17 protein-coding genes and 1 pseudogene are annotated in these 20,051 nt (G+C 59.5%); 13 read left to right on the forward strand and 5 right to left on the reverse strand.

Translation table 11 applies throughout. From position 1 onward, the window contains the following. On the forward strand, positions 1–623 hold a 623-nt coding region (locus tag QMZ05_RS21820; RefSeq protein WP_353702606.1), incomplete at its 5' end, for a hypothetical protein. 96 nt (positions 624–719) lie between these two features. Continuing rightward, complete coding sequence (locus tag QMZ05_RS21825; RefSeq protein ID WP_353702607.1) at positions 720–1,067, forward strand: hypothetical protein; 348 nt, start codon at positions 720–722, stop codon at positions 1,065–1,067. Between the two features lie 611 nt (positions 1,068–1,678). On the opposite strand, the gene QMZ05_RS21830 is transcribed toward QMZ05_RS21825, so the two are convergent. After that, positions 1,679–2,077 carry a helix-turn-helix transcriptional regulator gene (locus tag QMZ05_RS21830; protein ID WP_353702608.1) on the reverse strand — a complete coding sequence of 133 codons (399 nt, stop codon included), beginning with the start codon at positions 2,075–2,077 and terminating at the stop codon, positions 1,679–1,681. Positions 2,078–2,905: 828 nt separating this feature from the next. Here QMZ05_RS21830 and QMZ05_RS21835 point away from each other — a divergent pair. Beyond that, the gene (locus tag QMZ05_RS21835) at positions 2,906–6,010 is read left to right on the forward strand and encodes a DEAD/DEAH box helicase (RefSeq protein WP_353702641.1); all 3,105 of its coding nucleotides are present in this window, start codon (positions 2,906–2,908) and stop codon (positions 6,008–6,010) included. 108 nt (positions 6,011–6,118) lie between these two features. Here the strand turns inward: QMZ05_RS21835 and QMZ05_RS21840 are convergent, their stop codons facing one another. The 3 genes and pseudogenes from QMZ05_RS21840 to QMZ05_RS21850 all read right to left on the reverse strand — a co-directional run. Next, positions 6,119–6,304: a hypothetical protein gene (locus QMZ05_RS21840; RefSeq protein WP_353702609.1), complete on the reverse strand. Its 186-nt coding sequence runs from the start codon at positions 6,302–6,304 to the stop codon at positions 6,119–6,121. Between the two features lie 682 nt (positions 6,305–6,986). Further along, entirely contained in the window at positions 6,987–7,643 is a 657-nt protein-coding gene (locus QMZ05_RS21845) for a papain-like cysteine protease family protein (protein ID WP_353702610.1), read from the reverse strand. 89 nt (positions 7,644–7,732) lie between these two features. After that, positions 7,733–7,907: pseudogene (locus QMZ05_RS21850) on the reverse strand (MFS transporter); the annotation flags it as partial. Positions 7,908–8,678: 771 nt separating this feature from the next. Between QMZ05_RS21850 and QMZ05_RS21855 the strand changes: the two are divergent. From QMZ05_RS21855 to QMZ05_RS21890, 8 genes are all read left to right on the forward strand, one after another. Then, the gene (locus QMZ05_RS21855; protein WP_353702611.1) at positions 8,679–9,326 is read left to right on the forward strand and encodes a GNAT family N-acetyltransferase; all 648 of its coding nucleotides are present in this window, start codon (positions 8,679–8,681) and stop codon (positions 9,324–9,326) included. 50 nt (positions 9,327–9,376) lie between these two features. Beyond that, complete coding sequence (locus QMZ05_RS21860) at positions 9,377–10,492, forward strand: histidine decarboxylase (protein WP_353702612.1); 1,116 nt, start codon at positions 9,377–9,379, stop codon at positions 10,490–10,492. 6 nt (positions 10,493–10,498) lie between these two features. Beyond that, positions 10,499–10,747: a HipA domain-containing protein gene (locus tag QMZ05_RS21865; protein WP_353702613.1), complete on the forward strand. Its 249-nt coding sequence runs from the start codon at positions 10,499–10,501 to the stop codon at positions 10,745–10,747. After that, entirely contained in the window at positions 10,734–10,871 is a 138-nt protein-coding gene (locus tag QMZ05_RS21870) for a hypothetical protein (RefSeq protein WP_353702642.1), read from the forward strand. The genes QMZ05_RS21865 and QMZ05_RS21870 overlap by 14 nt, the downstream gene beginning before the upstream one ends. A 26-nt stretch (positions 10,872–10,897) precedes the next feature. Beyond that, entirely contained in the window at positions 10,898–11,344 is a 447-nt protein-coding gene (locus QMZ05_RS21875) for a HipA domain-containing protein (protein ID WP_353702614.1), read from the forward strand. A 486-nt stretch (positions 11,345–11,830) separates the two neighbouring features. After that, on the forward strand, positions 11,831–12,145 hold the full coding sequence (locus QMZ05_RS21880) for a co-chaperone GroES (RefSeq protein ID WP_353702615.1): 315 nt from the start codon (positions 11,831–11,833) through the stop codon (positions 12,143–12,145). An 87-nt stretch (positions 12,146–12,232) separates the two neighbouring features. After that, positions 12,233–13,882 carry a chaperonin GroEL gene (gene groL / locus QMZ05_RS21885; protein ID WP_353702616.1) on the forward strand — a complete coding sequence of 550 codons (1,650 nt, stop codon included), beginning with the start codon at positions 12,233–12,235 and terminating at the stop codon, positions 13,880–13,882. A 536-nt stretch (positions 13,883–14,418) separates the two neighbouring features. Continuing rightward, a complete protein-coding gene (locus tag QMZ05_RS21890) occupies positions 14,419–14,553 on the forward strand; it encodes a hypothetical protein (protein WP_353702617.1) in 135 nt (44 codons plus the stop codon). A 1,021-nt stretch (positions 14,554–15,574) separates the two neighbouring features. Here QMZ05_RS21890 and QMZ05_RS21895 read toward each other — a convergent pair. After that, a complete protein-coding gene (locus QMZ05_RS21895; protein WP_353702618.1) occupies positions 15,575–16,816 on the reverse strand; it encodes a cytochrome P450 in 1,242 nt (413 codons plus the stop codon). 1,113 nt (positions 16,817–17,929) lie between these two features. Here QMZ05_RS21895 and tssA point away from each other — a divergent pair. Both tssA and tssB read left to right on the forward strand, forming a co-directional pair. Continuing rightward, a complete protein-coding gene (tssA, locus tag QMZ05_RS21900) occupies positions 17,930–19,528 on the forward strand; it encodes a type VI secretion system protein TssA (protein WP_353702619.1) in 1,599 nt (532 codons plus the stop codon). 31 nt (positions 19,529–19,559) lie between these two features. Further along, the gene (gene tssB / locus QMZ05_RS21905; protein ID WP_353702620.1) at positions 19,560–20,051 is read left to right on the forward strand and encodes a type VI secretion system contractile sheath small subunit; all 492 of its coding nucleotides are present in this window, start codon (positions 19,560–19,562) and stop codon (positions 20,049–20,051) included.

The raw sequence follows: 20,051 nt of genomic DNA on the forward strand, positions 1-20,051 counted from the left end.
TTCTTGTATGGTCGAAACTAAAGCTCGTCGAGGTCTCCACAGAAGGCGGCGGGTCTCGAAGCGGAATTGTCGTGGGCAAGATCGACGACCCGAAATTAGCAGGCCGCATCTGGACTTTCGTCAAAAGCGTCCACAGCTTCAAGGAGCAAGCAGCTACGGGCGCGCTAGACTCACCCGCGTTTAAGCAACAGGTGGAGGAGTTCGATCGATACAGCAAAGAGTTCTCAGGAAAGAAGCGAGGTTCGCGCGGCGGTCGTTTCGAATATCTTACTTACCACGGCGACATTGTGCAGAAGCTTTACGATGAAAGAACGTCGCGACTTGCTTCTGGCGAAAGAGTTTTCAATTCCACCCTAATCGATCTATTCGTGAAGAGGGATGGCGTTCTCTCCGAGGTCTACGAAGTGAAGACGGCTGTCGGGCGCCAAACGCTTTACACTGCTATCGGACAGCTTGTAACGCATGCGGCGAATGGACGGCACAACGTAACCAAGGTGCTCGTGCTTCCAGCCGCCGAGAACATTCCCAATGATTTAGATCGAGCCATTTCGAGCCTCGGCATCGCGCTTCGGCGCTTCCGATTGGAAAAGACAGGCCGCGATTGGACTGTTGAACTCGATTGATCCTATTCAGTCGAGCGGATCGGCGCCCCATTCGCGAGTCGCGCAACCTTGGACCGAGCGCGCGCAGGCGCCGCTTCGTACGCTAGAAGGTTTTGAATGTCACACAAGATGATATCCATTTCTGTTGCCGCAGTGTTGAACCTGGCGATCACTCCTGCGCTCGCCGGAGATCTTCCCGACTATCCCGTAGAGACATGGTGCAGTCGCGTCTCATCGATTAGCGGCGCTAAATCAGAAATGTTGTATGGCGGTTGCATCGATCAGGAGCAAGCTGCCTACGACAGCTTGAAGAAGAGTTGGTCAACTTTACCACAGCAGACCAGGGAGTGGTGTAGCCGTGTCGCGAGCAGTACCGGCGGTGGCTCCTATATGCTGCTCAAAGGTTGTGTCGATCAGGAAAGCGACGCTAGACAGCAGAATTCTAGTCGACGATTTCAAAGATAGTTGAAACACACTTCGTTTGATTTCATGCAGCTTGCTGAGCCTTGGTGACTTCCTCATATTTGTCGGAGCGAAACGCGCCATTAAGCGGAGCATATAACGCATTCTCGACCCTTAACGCGATTTGGGTTGTGCCGCGATGCAGCGGAGCCCGCTACGTCATAAGCGGTAATGGCATATTTTGGCAAACGGACAGGGCAGCCATCCGCAAAATCTGAACTGGGCGGCACACATATACTTCAACGCCCGCTCTATTAGGCGCTCTCGACTAGCCACGGGCGGCCCGGTTAACAGGCCAAAAGATTGCAGTTGCCGCTGGAAAGGTACGACGCCGAAGAGTGGCGCGTACGCGAAATTGTTTCTGAAGCCGTGTTCGGAGCCCGCACAGCAACGTCGCGCCAACGCGGACGGCGGGGCTCTGTCAGGCGTCAAGCGCGGTACGACGGCTGGCACGGCACGCGCCGATGAATGCTCACGATCGACAGTTCTCAGCAATTCGTTCTCATGCTGGACGCGCCGTTCCGCCGGATTGGAAGATTAATCCTCGGGGTGCTCGAGCATCCGCAGTGCGCTCGACATAATTGACCGCACTGCGATCTGACGTTGGGTGCCGCTCAGTCCTCGTTGGTGGCGATCGATTCCATCAGCGACACCAGCTGACGCTGGACGGTCTGATCCTTGATCTTGCTGTAGGCGCGCAGGAGCCGCAGGCTGAAGGCGCTGTCGAGGAACAGGAGGCTCTCGACCTCGCGGGCCTTGTTGTCACCGTCGTAGAAGAAGGTGACCGGCACGTCGAGCGCGGTGGCGACCTGCTGAAGACGAGCAGCGCCGACGCGGTTGACGCCCTTCTCGTACTTCTGGACCTGCTGGAAGCTGACGCCCAGCTTGTCTGCCAATTCGGACTGCGAAATGTTCTGCTCCACACGCCGCAGGCGAATTCGCTTGCCCAACTCAATGTCCGGTTTGCCGGCGCTACGCGGCTTCAACTTCCTTGCTGCTGCTGATCTGTTCATTCTGGTGACCCGTCTTTCAAATCGAGAATCCCTGGTCTTCTAGGTCAGGGGCTCCGTCCATGATGTCCCGCGCTAAATCCGCCTGGATCGTCAGTTGGTCGTAAGAACCACGGCAATCCAAGAAGATCACGGGATGGTAGTCCAGACGCATTTGCGCGCTGGTGAGGTGCTTGCTGCCGACTACCTAAAGTCGATCGCGCCAAGGATGCCTCCCGACACTTTCGCCCTCTACATTTGGCGGAATATTGCCATACTACAACTATCGCGAGTTAATCGTCACCACTGATTTGGATGTGGCAGCCTCAGTCCCGTATTCCTGCGGGAGCCTCCAACGCATGCTCGTTCCGCGCATGACGGTGAGCGCTTGGGCTTTGGAGAGCAGTCTGCAGAACAGCTCGTCGACACAGACGCCGATGACGCAAGAATAACTGGCTGTTCGGCCGCCGGCTCTGGCACCCGACAGGTTACTGGCTCGCGTTCAGTTCGGTCGGCCCAACGGTGAAGAGGAGCTCCTGGCGGGTGCCCTCACCAGCGATCAACGCTCTATCGCCCTCGACAATCGTCGGCGGCGCCGGGCGCAAGAATTAAGGTCCAGCCCGGGCCAAGATCGAAGCGTGCGTCGGTGCACAAGATCGCGTATGAACGCATCCTTGATTTGCCAAATCAAGACAACTTCGGACTAACGAACTCGCGATCAGTCAGCCGTGATCGCGAAGCAACGACGGATTTAACGTGGGACATTCCAAGAAGGCGCGCGCCACTAGCCGCGCGGCAAAGAAGGGCAAGCGGGCATCCCGTATCGAAGTCTCCTCGTCGTCGCCGCTCGGCATGTTGGCTCTCCATCTTCTTGCGCAATTGAGAAAGTCAGGGCGCGACGGTGTCGTCTTTCTCGCCGAAAGCGAGAACAGGGCAGAGCGGCTGGGGAGCATCGTTCATTCGCTCGATCCTTCCTGCGACGTACTGGTGTTCCCGAGACTGAATACGTTACCGTTTGATCAATTGGAGCCGTCCCAAGAGATCGCAGGCAGGCGCAGCTCGGTCTTGCGACGTCTTGCCAAGGCGAGAGGGCCTGTCCTGCTGGTGTCGACGGCGGAGGCCGTGATGGAGCGACTGCCGACGCGATCGGTTTGGTCGCGCCTCAGCTTAAGCTTGAAGGTCGGAGCAACTTATTGCGAGCGAGAGCTCGAAGAACGCCTCGCAGCTCTCGGATACGCTGTCGATGAAGAGGCGGAGTATCCAGGTGGCGTTCTGTTCCACGGAAAGACGTTCGAGGTGTTTCCGGCAGGCGCGCTAGGTCCTTTCCGGATAGAGCATTCCAACGGCGCAATCCGCAAGATCGCAGCGGTCGACCCGGTCGAACACGAGATCTTATATGAGACCAGGGAGCTTCTTATCGATCCCATGTCGGAGCGGCTTGCGTTCATCGGCAAGCGCGCACGACGGGCGACGATGCTGGACTATTGTGGTCGAGCCAAATGGATCGCGGATGCAGGCGTATCGGTGCACGCCAATGGCTGGCTGAGTACGATCGAGGAGTCCGCTGGCCGTAAGGAAGCCGCCCGCGAATATCTCGGGCGAGGCGACTGGAAGAGGCTGGTGAAAGGCATGAGCGTGCTGCCTGAGAGGACTCCGTTCAAGCCCACGCCGGATTTTTCGAAGCTGCCGTCGTCGAGGAAGGCTCTGCGGGCATTTGTCGCCGATACGCGAAGCGCCGGATCGCGGCTGATTTTCGTCGCGGCGCTGGAGGATGACCTGCGCGCTATGGAGCGGATCGGCGGGGTGAAGGCGGAGCGCTTTGCGGATTGGAGCGAGGCCGCGGCGGGACGGAAAGGTGAAGGGGCGCTTCTGGCTGATTTCGACATAGGTTTTGTCGGAGCGGGCCGAAAGCCTCTTGTCGTGGTGACGGCGACCGACGTCCTCGGCAGTCGGGCTCATCATCCGCAGCCCATGGCCCGAGCCTCGAGTACGGCTTTCGATCACCCGGATGTGCCGGAGCAGGGCACGGTGGTCGTTCATCTACAACGAGGACTTGCCTTGCTCGACGGCTTGCAGACCGTGCGAACGGGAGGCGGTTCATCGCGGGAAATGGTCAAGCTCGCCTTTGCGGGAGACGATGCGGTCCTCGTTCCGCCGGCAGACCTGGCTCTGATCTGGCCTTACGCGGCCGAACGCGGCAAACTGATGCTCGACAGGGCGGATGGCAGCACATGGTGGGCTCGACGTACCGAGGCGGAGAACGAGATTCAGCTCGCCGCCAGGGAACTCGCCAAAAACATCAGGCATCGGCGCCGCCGGCGCGCCCCCAAACTCGTGTCTCCGCGTCCGGCCTACGAGCGGTTTGTCGCGCGCTTTCCGTATTTCACGACAATTGACCAGGCAAAGGCCATTCGGGACGTCCTGGATGACCTTGCGTCCGGTCATCCCATGGACCGGGTCGTCTGCGGCGACGTCGGATTTGGCAAGACCGAGGTGGCACTGAGGGCGGCGGCGGCCGCGGCGCTGTCGGACAAGCAGGTGGCGATTGTGGTGCCGACCACCGTCCTGGCCCGGCAGCATATCGCGACCTTCCGCAAACGCTTCGGTCCATTTGATATCGACGTCGGAGGATTGTCGCGCGCCACGTCGGCATCGGAGGCGCGAGATACGAAGGAGCGGCTGAGAGCCGGAAAGCTGAAGGTTGTGATCGGCACGCAAGCGCTCGCTGCGAAGGATGTGAGGTTCGCCCGTCTCGGTCTGGTGATCATCGACGAGGAGCAGCATTTCGGGGCGGCAGAGAAGGCCAGGCTTTCAGAGCTGTCGAAAGGTGCACATACGCTTCTGATGAGCGCCACGCCGATCCCGAGGACGCTTGCGGCGGGTCTGGCGGGCTTCAGGGATCTCAGTGTCATTGCCACGCCGCCCGTGCACCGGCTGCCGGTTGCGACCAGGATAGCTCCGCTTTCGGATGCGGCTATCGTTGCCGCGTTATTGCGCGAGCGCGGCCGTCATGGCCAAAGCTTCCTGATCTGTCCGCGCATTCAGGATCTCGACCCGATCCTGGCACGTGTGCAGGCGGTGGCTCCGGATCTGCGCATCGTCTGCCTCCATGGCAAGCTGCCGGCCGACGAGATCGATGACCGGATGATGAGCTTCGTCGAGGGCGAGGCGGACGTTCTCCTGGCAACCAATATCGTGGAGAGCGGTCTCGATATTCCACGCGCGAATACCATAGTGGTCTGCTGGCCCGAACGGTTCGGCCTTGCACAGCTTCACCAGCTCCGGGGACGCGTGGGGCGAGGTGGAACGCGCGCGTTCGCCTATTTGTTGACCGAGGCCGGCGCGGAACAATCCCGGAAGCGTTTGGCAGTCTTGGAGGAGTTCACCAGACCAGGCGCCGGCTTTGCTATCAGTGAGCGCGATCTCGACCTCAGGGGCGCCGGCGACCTGTTTTCGGAGCGCCAGTCGGGCCACGTCCAGGTGCTCGGACCGGTGCTCTATAGTCACCTTCTGAAGATCGCCTCGGAGAAAGCTGATAACGGCGCCGCCGATCTTTGGGTGCCCGATCTGAACCTGCCGCTCGAGGAGACGTTGCCCAGGAGCTATGTGCAATCGGAGGCGATGCGCCTCGAAGTCTATGGCCGGCTCGCTAGGTGCCGGAGCGAAGATGACCTCGACGATCTGGAGGACGAGACCGCCCGTCGTTTCGGCAGGCTGCCGCCGCCGGCCCTAGCGTTCTTTGCCGCAGCAAGGCTGAGGATGGAATGCAAGCGAAGGGGCATCATCAGGCTCGATGTCGGGCCGGAGGCCATCGCGGCGAGTTTCCTCCCCGAGCGACTGCGGAAATCGAAGGCACGGGCGCTGCAACGCGATGGCGACCGCGTCGTCTGCGTTTGCAGGACGCATGAGGATCCGTTTGATCGGGTCGAGGAGTTCCTGGATCTCCTGGACGAGTGAATCGCATGTTCGCTCTCAAGGTAAAAAAACATAGCATTGCCCGCTGCGGAGTGATCTCGATGAATGGGTCACCGCCTCGATCTCGTCGGAATCCGCACACACAGGCGGTTACCGCCAGTGCGCACGCGCCTTCGCCCACATTTTCGATGAAACTGGTCCAATCACCATTGCGACCTGGAAATCCTCGCACTCGTCGGCTTTTTCGAAATGTGCCTCCTCAGTAACGGCGGCGGGGCGGGACAACAGCCGGACAGCCCGCAAGCCACCTTTGAGCAGCAGATCGAGGAGTTGCAACTCAATTCATCCGATGAGAGTTCCGCACGCTCGAATTCGCCTGATGAGACTTCTGCGGCGTGGACTGGACAGATCCGGCGCGCCGAACTCGGCGGTTCGTTTCGGTTGCAGAGACAATTCGTTCAGCAGCTTGCGCCACAGCGTAGATACGCCGCGGAGTTCCATCCACCTGCCGTCGCCGTCCGATTTGCAGGACGGTCTTTTCAGCAGCGCGCGCTACGCCTTATCAGAGGTGAAGCCGGTGATCGAGCTAGCAACGGCAAAGAACGTAGACTGTGGTCGCGCATCAAGTCAGGAGTTAGAAAAGCGTTTGGGGGAGACAGCAGCGGAAAGCCGTCCGGCACCGCGGCGCATCAAGAGTCCGCTTCGACGACGTTTTGCGTGGACCCAGCCAAGCGGCCGGGCTCGAACGCAAGGGGTCCGCGAGGAGGACGAGGCGTTCATCAAGGAGTTCGCAACGTTGGCATCCTTGGCTGAGCTAAGAGGAGACAAAAGCGGCGCGGCTTTCACGCCATGCCTAGCAACTACGCACGCCCTCAGTGGAAGCTTCCGGACACGACGTCAATTGGCTACGATAGAACCCGATCATATGAAAATCGCAAAGGGAAAGCAGCGCTTGGTGACGCCGAGCTTGAGGTGTCGTCGCTCGGGCCTTCGTAGCTCCTTACGCACGGCGGGGAGCTCACAGCTGATCGAAATCCTTGACGAAAAGAACGTCGAACCGAAGGTGATCGAAGTAGACCACCCGACGCGCCGGGCCCGAAGGGTCATTGTAGCACAACATGTTGTCTATCAGACCAGTCAACACTATTACATGCCTGTCCCACAGTATTTCATTCCAGGACCATGACGGCAGACGCAGTGCAGCCCAGATTGGCCCTCGTGTGGTCAGCGTATCTGCGACAAAATCTCGCGTAAATCCGTCATCTGGCTGTTCGAGCCTCTCTAATCCTTCGGTGCGCGCCAACCAGTCAAACTGGAAGCGGTTGATGCCTACGTCTGGTCCCCACACGGAAGGCAGGCCCAGCCGAGGTCCCGGGCGAAAGTAGTACGACACCATACAAGCGCAAGCATACCAACAATTGTCATTCCCATGCTGCCGCATATGTCCGGCATAATTTCGTCGCATGTTCAATTGGCCGTCATAGCCTCGGTGTTGGCCAACCAGTGGAACGTCCAGTAGTACGTTTAGCACCTTAGAGCTTCTCCAAACTTGCCGGCGAACTGGGCAAATGGCGTGCCGAACGGCTTTAGCTCCAGCCGCTCCGATCTCGTGCAAGGCGATGCGGCCCTTGCCGAGCACCTCGAATCTGTGGCGGATAAAGTTCAGCACGAACATCCGTTCCGCGGGCTCTTCGATCGGAATGACGGCATCTGCGAACTGTCGTGCGACGCGCTGATCGGCGCCGAACCCGTTGGCAACGAGCGGCCGCTGCGTCCGGTCAAGCCGAGCCGTATCTCAGGATCGGCGAGCAACTTGGCCTCTTCAGCCCGCGCGACGATGCGAGGCATGGGAGGCCAAAGACCGATGAGTGGTGAGGCGAGCATCAAAACGTCCGACGCCAGCAGCGCGGTTTCAACTCCAGCCGGTTAGATGGCCCCAATAATGGTCGCGTCAGGAAATACCCACAAGACGCCACGTTCCAGCCTGTTTACTAACGAAGCCGCGTTGCACATTGTCGGCAACGGTTTGGTTCCACCCGAAAAGCAATGGGCAAACTCACGACAGATATTGCTTCGTTGTCGACTAGGATGACGGGCATCGTTGTGCACGATGGCGATTTGCCAACTGCATGGATGCCAGCCCATTCAGGTCAGGCTGGGTGCCCTGCTTAGGGCACGTCAGCGTCGATGCATTAATATCAATCTCGGCTGCCACATCCGTCCACCTCAGCCCACGGCTCAATCTTGCGGCGTCGAGGACGGTGTACAATGCGGCCGCCGTCGAACGGTTCTTCAGCATAGCGGTTCCAGTTGATACACTCGAGCCGATTGCGAACTTGCAATCGACGCGATTCTTGATTGCGGATGCCGATAGGCATCCCGCGTGCCGCCATATGCCGTCCTCTGACGCGCCAAGATGATCATGTCGGTGCAAACATGGCTGCATGGCAGCGTACCCTACAGCGCCTACCACGCGCAACTCGCTCCATTTAGCGCTCATGCTTCTGTTCGAAAGTTTACACGTTTCATGTCCGCAAACCTGACAAGCTGGCAGGTGCACGACGCTGAAGAGCGAGCGTGCCGCTGCATCGGATGGCCCGGATCATGCAGGATACGTGTTCATCAGACTTGCAAGGGAAGGAACGCACGACGTCGTGGAGCGACTGGGGTCTCCTTACCCACACTCTATGCTGTCCGAGAGAGATGCACCATGCAATCCATATCTAGAGAGAACGAGCCGATCAAGATCGTCACGCCCGAGGATCGCTTGAGGGTTAGCGCCATTCTGACGACCGCCTTCACGATGTGCCCCTTGTCGAGGTGGCTCTATCCCGAGCCAGTGAGGTACTTGCGTCATTTCGGCGGATTCATCGACCATTATGCCGGCGATCCATATACGGATGGAAGTGGCGCGTACTTGGACAACGGCGACAAGGGCGCGCTGTTGTGGTTGACCGACAAAGTACACCGAAACGACGCGCGCTTCATGGAATTCGTGCTGGGTAGCGTTCCAGAGCACAGACGAGCGGAAGCGGAAAGGCTATTCGAAGAATTCGGCAAATTTCACCCTCAGGAGCCGCATTGGTATTTCACCATGCTCGGCGTCGATCCCTTGCTCCAGCGGTCTGGATTGGGAGGGTTACTCTATCGACACGGCCTTGCGCTCTTGGACAAGGCGAAAGGACTGGCATTCACGGAAGCCACCAGCTCGGACTCGGCACGACTGTACGAGCGTTTGGGGTGGAAAATCGTGGGCGAGGTTCAGGTCGGTAGTTCGCCACCGTGTTTTCCGATGCTTCGCCAACCCCGCCAAGTGCAGCAACGGCGAGTTGCCTCAGCACGCTTTGCCCCTTCGTGAACTTGAATTGCCAGGGCCCGAGACTGAAGGGCAATTAAGAGGCGCTCATCATGCTGCAACTTAAGGACCTCAAGCGGCTCGATGAGCTATTCCAGACCATGGAGAAGGCAAACGACAGTTTTCTCGGCTATCCGTTTGCGAAGGGGTTCGACCATGAACCGCTATGGCGCTTCCTGAAGTTTACCGGCAACAACGCCGGCGACCCGTTCGATTCGGGAAGCTATCGGGTCAATTCCCACGCCTTCGAATGCGAAGTTGTCGAATTTTTTGCCCAGCTTTTTCGCGCACCTTCGGACGACTGGTGGGGATATATCACCAACGGGGGAACCGAAGGGAATATCTATGGGCTGTATCTCGGCCGTGAACTCTATCCGGATGCTGTCATCTACTTCTCGCGAGAGGCGCACTACAGTGTGAATAAAGCAGTTCGTATGCTCCGCCTGGAGCATTGTGTGGTGAGTTCGCAGCCCAGTGGAGAAATTAGCTATGACGATCTAGCGCAGCAGGCGGCCCCTGGCCGACACCGTCCGGCCATTGTAGTCGCGAACATAGGCACCACGATGAAGGAGGCCAAAGATGATGCGGCCAAAATTCGCGCCGTGCTTCACGACGTTGGAATCAGCGACGTCTATCTCCATTGCGACGCAGCATTGTGCGGACCGTACGCGCCGTTCCTGGATCCGAAGCCGGCGTTTGATTTCGCTGATGGAGCCGACTTCATCACGCTCAGCGGACACAAATTTCTCGGCGCTCCGATGCCTTGCGGCGTCGTTCTCTCTCGTAAGCACAACGTCCAGCGTGTGGTGCGTACGATCGATTACATCGGCAGCCTGGACGCGACGTTAACCGGATCGCGTAATGCCTACACGCCGATTATTCTGTGGTATGTGACCCGCAGCCTGGGTGTCCAGGGAATCAAACGGACGTTTCTTGAATGCGAGCGGTTGGCTGGTTACGCTGCCGACGAGTTCAATGCACGCGGTATCGATGCGTGGCGCAATCCCCATGCGCTGACCATCGTGTTCCCGCCTGTTCGAGAAGAGACTAAGAGGGAGTGGCAACTTGCCACCAGCGACGTCAGCCACCTGATCGTCATGCCCGGCGTAACAAAGAGCCGAATCGATGAGCTCATAGAAGCAATGACGAACCGAAAAGTGCAAATGTAGAGAGGCATGTCGAAGCTCCGCATGTCGCTGGCTGGTGCGCAGGACAAGCTCCCCGTCGTCCAGTATCCGGACGGCGACATCGGCCTCGCGCTCGACGGAGCGCCGACGACGCACATCCTCGAGCCGGCCAGCAAGCATTTCAACAATGCCGTCGAGAACGAAGCCTTCTGCCTTCGCCTGGCGGCCAGGGTGAAGCTTCCCGTTGCCGAGTGCACGATCGGAGGACCTCGATTATTTGCTGGTGAAGCGCTATGATCGACAGTCCTATGGGCGTAGCATCGGCCGGATCCATCAGGAGGACTTCTGCCAGGCTACGGGGCGCATCCCATCGACAAAATACGAGTCCAATCCGGCGACCTGGCTGCGGGGCCGACCCTGAAGGACTGCTTTGATGTCCTTCGGACAATGCAGTCGGGCGCCTTCAACGCTGTCCGCTTCGTCGACTTTCTCGTCTTCAACGTTCTGTGCGGAAACGTTGACGCGCATTCAAAGAACTATTCGCTTCTCCTCCAAGCAAGCGGTGCCGTCTCGATGGCTCCGCTCTACGACGTGATGAACGGCGACATCTATCCGGACGTCACGCGAAATTTAGCCATGAAGATCGCGGGTAAGAATCGTGGGCACTACATCTACGCGCGCCACTGGAATCGCATGGCGGAGGAGAACCAGCTCTCCGCCGCGCAGGTGAGGCGCCGCGTCGGACAGTTGTCCCAGGCCGTCCTCGATGCGCTGCCGTCGGTCGTGGACGAGTTGAACGCATTGAAGAAATCCGCGGTCTATCAAGCAGATCTCCGACTACATCGCCGGATATTGCCGCAGCGTGCTGAGGAATCTGGAAACCGACGTCAGTAACGAGCCCGACCAGGATCCGGAGCCCGAGGCCGACGCCCGTCCTCCGGGTTTCTACTGATCGGGGCTCGATAAAGGGCAGGATCGCTTGCGCGCACGCCTCTGATCTGTCTCGTAAGGATCCTGTCATCCCGCCTCAATGCCTACGCGAGTTCGCCGGCGTGGACTGCGATCGGTGGAGACGTGCTCATGAGCGAAATGTGCCGCACACGACCGACTCGCCTCAAGCCAACGAGTTTAAGAACCTGCTGAAATTCAATGCCTCGGTCACAGCTTGGACCACGTGGTCCGCGGCTGGCGTCGAGATCGGCTAATGATCGTCAACACAACTGCCAGATCTGGTGGCGCAGCATCCGATCTTTTTCTGTTACGAACACTTGCCCCCGAAAAACCCTCTCCTATTTCAGTTCCGCCTTCGTTGGCACTCGTTAGCGTCGACTGCTAACAATTCAGAAATGATCAACCCGTATACACAGTTAGGAGGGCTGCATGAATTTCCGTCCACTTCACGACCGCGTCGTGGTCAAGCGCATCGACGCAGATGAGAAGACTGCTGGAGGTATTATTATACCAGATACAGCTAAAGAGAAGCCCTCACAGGGTGAAATCATCGCCGTTGGCCCGGGTGGCCGCGACGAAGCTGGCAAGCTGATCCCCATCGACCTCAAGGTCGGCGACCGCGTCCTGTTCGGCAAGTGGTCGGGCACCGAGGTCAAGATCGATGGCCAGGAGCTGTTGATCATGAAGGAGAGCGACATCATGGGCGTTCTCACCGACGTGTCTTCCAGCAAGAAGGCCGCCTAGTCCAACCGCTCGCACCACTCGCCCTGAGGAGCGCTTGCCGAGCGCCCCGCCAAGGGCGAGAAGACATCAAACTCAGGGAAATCAACCATGTCAGCCAAAGAAGTCAAATTCGGCGTAGACGCGCGCGACAAGATGCTGCGCGGCGTCGATATCCTCGCCAATGCGGTGAAGGTCACGCTCGGTCCGAAGGGCCGCAACGTGGTGCTCGAGAAGTCGTTCGGCGCTCCCCGCATCACCAAGGACGGCGTCACCGTCGCCAAGGAGATCGAGCTCGAGGACAAGTTCGAGAACATGGGCGCCCAGATGGTGCGCGAAGTCGCCTCCAAGTCCGCTGACGCGGCCGGCGACGGCACCACCACTGCGACCGTGCTGGCCGCAGCAATCGTGAAGGAAGGCGCCAAGTCGGTCGCCGCCGGCATGAACCCGATGGACCTGAAGCGCGGTATCGACCTCGCGGTCGAAGCCGTCGTTGCGGATCTCCAGAAGAACTCCAAGAAGGTCACCTCGAACGAGGAGATCGCCCAGGTCGGCACCATCTCCGCCAACGGCGATGCCGAAATCGGCAAGTTCCTCTCCGACGCCATGAAGAAGGTCGGCAACGAGGGCGTGATCACGGTTGAGGAAGCCAAGTCGCTCGAGACCGAACTCGACGTCGTCGAGGGCATGCAGTTCGACCGCGGCTACATCTCGCCCTACTTCGTCACCAACGCCGACAAGATGCGCGTTGAGATGGACGACGCCTATATCCTGATCAACGAGAAGAAGCTCTCCTCGCTGAACGAGCTGCTGCCGCTGCTCGAGGCCGTGGTGCAGACCGGCAAGCCGCTGGTCATCGTCGCTGAAGACGTCGAAGGCGAGGCCCTCGCCACGCTCGTCGTGAACCGCCTCCGCGGTGGTCTGAAGGTCGCGGCCGTCAAGGCTCCGGGCTTCGGCGATCGCCGCAAGGCCATGCTGCAGGACATCGCGATCCTGACCGGCGGCCAGGCCATCTCGGAAGACCTCGGCATCAAGCTCGAGAACGTCACGCTGCAGATGCTCGGTCGCGCCAAGAAGGTGATGATCGACAAGGAAAACACCACGATCGTCAACGGCGCCGGCAAGAAGGCCGACATCGACGCTCGCGTTGCCCAGATCAAGGCGCAGATCGAGGAGACCACCTCGGACTACGACCGTGAGAAGCTGCAGGAGCGTCTCGCCAAGCTCGCAGGCGGCGTCGCGGTGATCCGCGTCGGCGGCGCGACCGAGGTCGAGGTGAAGGAGCGCAAGGATCGCGTTGATGACGCGATGCATGCGACCCGCGCGGCTGTCGAGGAAGGCATCCTGCCGGGTGGCGGTGGCGCCCTGCTGCGAGCCACCGAAGCGCTCAAGGGCCTGCGCACCAAGAACGACGATCAGAAGACCGGCGTCGAGATCGTGCGCAAGGCGTTGTCCTGGCCGGCCCGTCAGATCGCGATCAACGCCGGTGAAGACGGCTCGGTCGTGGTCGGCAAAGTCCTGGAGAAGACGCAGTACTCTTACGGCTTCGATGCGCAGACGGGCGAGTACAGCAACCTGGTCTCCAAGGGCATCATCGACCCGACCAAGGTCGTGCGAACCGCAGTCCAGAACGCCTCCTCCGTGGCAGCGCTCCTGATCACCACGGAGGCCATGGTTGCCGAATTGCCGAAGAAGGCGGCTGCAGGGCCCGCGATGCCTCCGGGCGGCGGCATGGGCGGCATGGGCGGGATGGACTTCTGACCCTGCCGCATCACGCGGAACCACGACATGCGAAAACCCCGGCAGCAATGCCGGGGTTTTCTACTTCGAGCGGCCTCGCAACGCGTCGCCTTGGCCTCTCAGGCCACTTCTGCCTATCGATCGGCAGCCCTTTTGCGAGCTTGGAAAAAGCTCTGGCAGGAAGCCCTGGATAGGCGGCTGCGGCAGCAATTTGCACGCCCGTTCGTGACATAATCTTCGGGCGGACCGTTCCGCTCCGTACTTCAGTCTGTATTCGCGTTTCGGCGGGGAAGTCTAGGGTGGGACTCGTCGTGGAAAGGCCAGTAGCTCATACCGCTAAAGCTCTTGGTCATCACGGCTTTTCCTCGTCGGATTGGCTGCGCCATTGCGGCCTTTGTCACGACTGACGCTGATGGGAAAGCATATATGGCGATTGCGCCGCGAGACCTTGCTGGACCGAGCATCACCGACGATTGGTCCGGCTTCGATCGGCGAACGACCGCCGGCGCATACGCGTCCGCTAAATCGTCTGATTGTACTCGCCGACCTCGGGGTGCGTGCGCAAGGTCAGCGCGGAAGTTTTCCGACTGCTTGAGCTCGCGCTGAACGACGACGAAGACGCGCTGCTCGTGCCGAAGATGCTGAAGATCGGCAACTCAGCGAAAGCGGAGAGCCGCGACTACCTTTATTAACACGCTGGCGTTCTGGTAGAGTGGGGACTGCCTAGCGGCCCCTTTTGATCCCAGTCGTAGGGATATCGCGAAGGCACGGACGGCCCTGCGACCTGCGTCGCAGGGCCTTTTTCCGTTTCAGGGTCGGAATACGAAATAAGGCAGGCCCGGCTCGCCGCATGGACCAGCGGATTCGGCCTTTGGATCGAGCCGGCCGACTACTGGGGTCCTGTTGTTCTGGCGAAGCCAGGTGCTCAAAGAGTGCAGAGCAGCTCCGGCTCCGGTGAGGGTCCCGTGGGGCACGCCTCTGAGGCGGGCTGCCGCCTTGAGTCAGAAACAAGAGCCACGTCCTCAGCGAAGGATTCGGCGTGATCGCGCTTCGCGTAGTCGACCCGAAACACCCTATCCACCACAGGCCTTGGTTGCTGTTCCGGAGCTCCGGTCGACTTTCCGTTCCGACTAAGTCCGAACATTTGCCCGAGCCCTGACTTAATGATCGACCTCCATCCGCGTCGCTTGCCACTCGGCAGGGCGGCGGCTACGCGCGGCGCCGCCTTCGAGGTGTAGCGCACGCTGCTGAACAGGGAAGCCGCGCGGCATGGTCATCTCGCGCGGGTTAAGCTTGATGCTGTATGACGAGGTTAAATCAGGATTTCGACATCCGGATTAGCCATTCTGGCTCAGGTTAATTTCGTGCGGGTCTTGACGCAGTCGCGAGCCCGCTCGTTATATTGTGCCCATTGCAGGTCGTTGAGGTGACCAAATGTTTGAATTGATGATCTTGTCCGCTGTCATGATTTGTCTCGATGCGATTTCCGCTAAACTCTACAAGCGGCGGCAGGACGTCTTGTACGGCCCATACATCACGCGCGAACGCACCAACCAGCGTGCGGCCTAAATGCCATGGCAAGCAGCTTCGATGGGGAGTGCAATTCTACCTTCAGCGGGGCGCGCTGGTCCGCATGCAGTCGCGAAAACTGCTCAAAAGGGCACCGAACGGTTCTGCCGCGCAGGCCCACCGCTCATTTCAGTGCATCACAGCCTAGGCTATGATTCGGACCGGCAACGCCGAATAGCCGTGCACGAAGCTAGATGCAACTCGTTCGGGCTCGCCAACGATCTCGATCTCCAAGCGTGCATTCAGCATCTCCTCCCAGAGGATTTTCAGCTGCAGCTCCGCAAGATGTCGTCCAACGCAACGATGGATCCCGAATCCGAACGAGAGATGTTGACGCACGTTCTTGCGATCGATCACGAATCTGCTGGCATCCTCGATGACCTCATCGTCCCGGTTACCAGAGATGTACCACATGACGACCTTGTCGCCTCGCCTGATCTGTTTGCCTCCCATGATGGTATCAGCGGTGGCGTTGCGGCGCATGTGTGCGATGGGCGTCTGATATCGAATAATCTCGGACACAGCGCTCGAGACCAAGTTGGGGTTATCTCGTAGCTTTCGTAGCTCGGACGGATGCTCCTTCATGAACAGCAAGCCTCCGGTGATCGAATTGCGCGTTGTGTCGTTCCCGCCCACGATCAGTAGAATGAGATTTCCGAGGAACTCACGTGGCTGCATATGCCTGGTCGCGGGTGAGTGCGCCATCATCGAAATGAGATCAACGCGAGGCTCGGCATTTATCCGCTCGCTCCAAAGCCGAGTGAAATAGTCTAGGCATTCGGACAGGATTGCGCTCCGCTTGTCCCAGCTGTCGATCGCCCGGCCAACTGTCGGTGCCGCAACGGCTACGTCCGACCAGTATGTGAGGAGCCGGCGATCCTCAAACGGAAAATCAAATAGCGTGGCCAGCATCTGCGTCGTCAACTCAATCGCGACCATGTCGACCCAGTTGAAGGCATCATTGCGCGGCAAGCCATCAAGAATCGTTCTGACGCGACGGCGGATTAATCCTTCGAGCTTTGCCAGATTGTCTGGTGCGACTATCGGACTTACGGTGTTACGCTGCTCGCCATGTTTAGGAGGACCCATCTTGATGAAACTCGGAGTCCAATGCTCCTCAGGCACGTCGACGATCGTCACACCCCGCTCTGACGTGAATACTTTATGATTTGTATCGACGGCCACGATATCGCGGTATTTCGTTATCGACCAATACGGACCGTATGGGCTGTCCTGACAGTAGTGAACGGGATCTTCCCTCCGCAGTCGTTCGAAGCAAGGCCATATGCTGTCATCTTGAAAGCGCTTGGATTCGCTTACATCCAGATTGCCCAGCGGGATGCCGCACGCGCCTTCGTCTCCGCGTGCTTCCAAGAGCGTTTTCATGACCGCCTCCTTAGTCTTTGCTCTCTGGAGAGAGCTCTGGGAAAGGGGTCTCGCCCCAATGGGAGAAGAATATACAAAAGCGCGGCGCAGCCCCCCTACCATTTCCGGCAGGAGCAAGATCGCTGTTACTTTATATATGCAAGCGGAACGCCGTCAGATGAGCCGCCCACTTCTCTTTCCGGAATAATCGCGATGGTCAGCTTGTCGAGCGGCCACCTAACTGATTGCGGTTCCTCGTCAAGCTTCTCTTTCGAACTCTCCGGGGGCCCGACGGTCTCGTTCGCGCCGTCGGAACAGGCGGTAGCGCAGACGGCGAGAACGCGGCTTAGGCATTGAATCAGCCTTCGGTTGACCTGTTGGTGCCGACGCCGCAGTCACGGTCTTTGCCGAGGTCGCGTAGCGCTTCATGATTGATGTCGGGGTCGGACGCCTCAACGTTTCCAGCGGAGTGCGGATGAACCGCCACCAGCCGATTGACCGAGGGCGCCAAGACCACCGGCCCAGCGGGGGACATCGCGGGCCCCGTCCAGAATCGGGGACCGGCTTTGCTTGGTCTCAATCGAAGGATGTTCCGTCGACGCGGTCGCTAATTTGGGTCCGGGATGGCTCGGGCGATTTCCTGCATGCGCTGAAGACACGTGCTCGTAAGTGGCCGCCACTCGTCGGCGATAGCGAGTTCATCGAGCTGTGGACGCAGGAATTCTTCTGAGATCGCGGACAATCTGTTGCAGATTGCGCTCTTCAGGTGAGTCACGGAGCGCAGGCTGCTTTAGGTTGGCAGTTGTGGGCGTGTACCGGCTGACCTGAGCCTAAGGTTGCAGCGGGCCGGTGATTGAGCCGAGGACACCAACGTCTCTGATGTCGGACTTGCAACATGCTGTCGGGACCATGACACGAGCGACCGAGCAAATAGCTTCGACAAACCAAGTTATCGCAATTGGCACAAGGCTTGAAGGAGTCGAGGCAGGAGTGACCTCCAGTAGCGCCTGAAGGAGTGGCAGCGGTGGCTTACAAGAATGTCGCCTTTCAGTTTATTTTATGCGGCGGATGCGAAGTTGACTGTCTCAACGCCGCGATCCGTCGCAATGCGTATTCGTGCATGGTTTTGTGTCCGTGATCGACTACTGGATCGCGGCTCGCGCCAACATCGATGCGCGCGCGCAGCTCGGCGCTGCGCCGGTGCAGGGCCCTGCACTTGCCGGCAGCAATATTCGTGAGGCGGCCGAATTCGAACGGCTCGAAGCCGAGGTGCGGCGCATGGACGTCGACGGGCCAATCGCAGTTGATTGGCGGACAGTCAATGCACTGTCGCTCGACATCCTGTCGAAGCAGTCAAAAGACATTCTGGTCGCCTGTTGGGCGACCTACGGCCTGTTTCGCACCGAGGGCTATCAGGGGCTCGCCGTCGGGTTGGGGGTTCTGCGCGGCATGGTGGAGGCGCATTGGGAGGGGCTGTTTCCGCCGATCAAGCGGGAACGTGCGCGAGTTGGCGCTGTCGATTGGCTCGTTGGCCGCATTGGGCGGGCGGTGGCCGAGAATGCACCGACTGAAGCCGATTATCCGGCCGTGCTCGCCGCCTATGATGCCCTTGATGATCTCGCTCGCCAACTTAGTCAGAAACTCATCGACGAGCAGGTCACTTTGGAGGATTTGTTCAGGGCACTGAAATCGCCCTACGAAGAAGCCAAGCGCGCGATCGACGCCGCAGCAGAGCGTGCGGCTGACGCGGCCCAAGCTGCCGAGCAAGCCTTGGCGGCGCCGGTGGAATCCAGCCCTCCGGCCGAGGCTGCTCAACCGGCAGCGTCGAGCGCAATCGGCTCGGTTGGCGCCGACGGCGACTGGGCCAGCCTGATCGACCGTTTGCTCAATATGCTGCGGCAAGCCGCGGCCGCCCGGCGCGTCGTCTCGCCCGCAGACCCGAAAGTCTATCTGCTCAATCGCATTGGCTCGTGGATGCGCTTTGACGAACTGCCCGCGGATGCAGATGGCCGCACGACGATATTGCCGCCCGCCGATAACATGTCTGCATTGGAGGCAAAGGTTGCGGCCGGTCAGCATGCCGAAGTCGTGAATATGGCCGAAGAGATCGCCTGGACGCAACCGTTCTGGCTCGACGCTCACCGGCACGCTGCAAATGCTCTGGAGAAAATGGGGCCGTTATTTGAGCCGGCGGCGGCAGTGGTGCGCGCGGCGATCACATTGCTGGTGAAAGGTTATCCGCGGATTCTGGAGCTACAGTTCAACGACGGCCGGCCGTTCGCTGACGAGGAAACGCGTGCCTGGGTCGCCATGGGGGGAGTGGACCGGTGTGATCCCGTCGAGGCAACGGTTGCCGCGGCAGACAGGCTCATCGTCGCTGGACAGCCGCAGGCCGCATTCAAGAAGCTGTCGTGTGTGTTGGATGGGGTGACCTCCGAACGCGGGCGATTCGTCGGCCGGCTTGCGCAAGCACGTTTTTGCATCGAGACCGGCTTCGTCACGACTGCCATTCCGCTGCTGGAACATCTGGAACAGGTTGTTGCCGAGCACAAGCTCGAAAGTTGGGAGCCTGCGCTTGCGCTCGATGCTGCCGAACTGCGCTACCGTGCGATGACCCATCCCGAGGCACCACAGCTCATTGACGAGCCTCCTCGTCGCGCCGCGCTTCAACAGATCCGAAGGCGGGTAGCAAGCATCGATATCGCTCGCGTCAGCCAGCTCGGTCGCAGCTGATCTTGTCAGGGATTAAGTCGGGAAAACGCATATGGCACAGGAAAGCACAGTTGCTCCAAAGGAGCGCATCAATATCCGCTTCAAGCCTGCAACCGGCAACCTCAAGGAGGACGTAGAATTGCCGCTCAAATTGCTGGTTTTGGCCGACTTCACAGGGCGAGCCGATGACCGGCCGATCGAGCAACGCCAGCTCGTCAATATCGACAAGGACAATTTTGGCGAGGTTGTCAAAAGCCAGGAACTGAGCCTGGATATTGGCGCCGAGAACAAGCTCGAGGAGTCGCCAGAGGCCGGCAAGTTGTCCGTATCGCTGAAATTCGAGAGCCTGAAGGATTTTGAGCCCGAGCGCGTCGCACAACAAATCCCGGAACTGCGCATGTTGACCGAACTGCGCGCCGCCCTGGTCGCCCTGAAGAGTCCGCTCGGCAACGTGCCGGGTTTCCGCAAGGCCATCCAGAATTTGCTCGAAGACCACGGCGCGCGGCCGCGGCTCTTGAGCGAGCTCACCGGCAAGCCCGAGTGA

It is taken from the genome of Bradyrhizobium sp. INPA03-11B, assembly GCF_040446015.1.
Classification (GTDB): Bacteria; Pseudomonadota; Alphaproteobacteria; order Rhizobiales; family Xanthobacteraceae; genus Bradyrhizobium; species Bradyrhizobium macuxiense_A.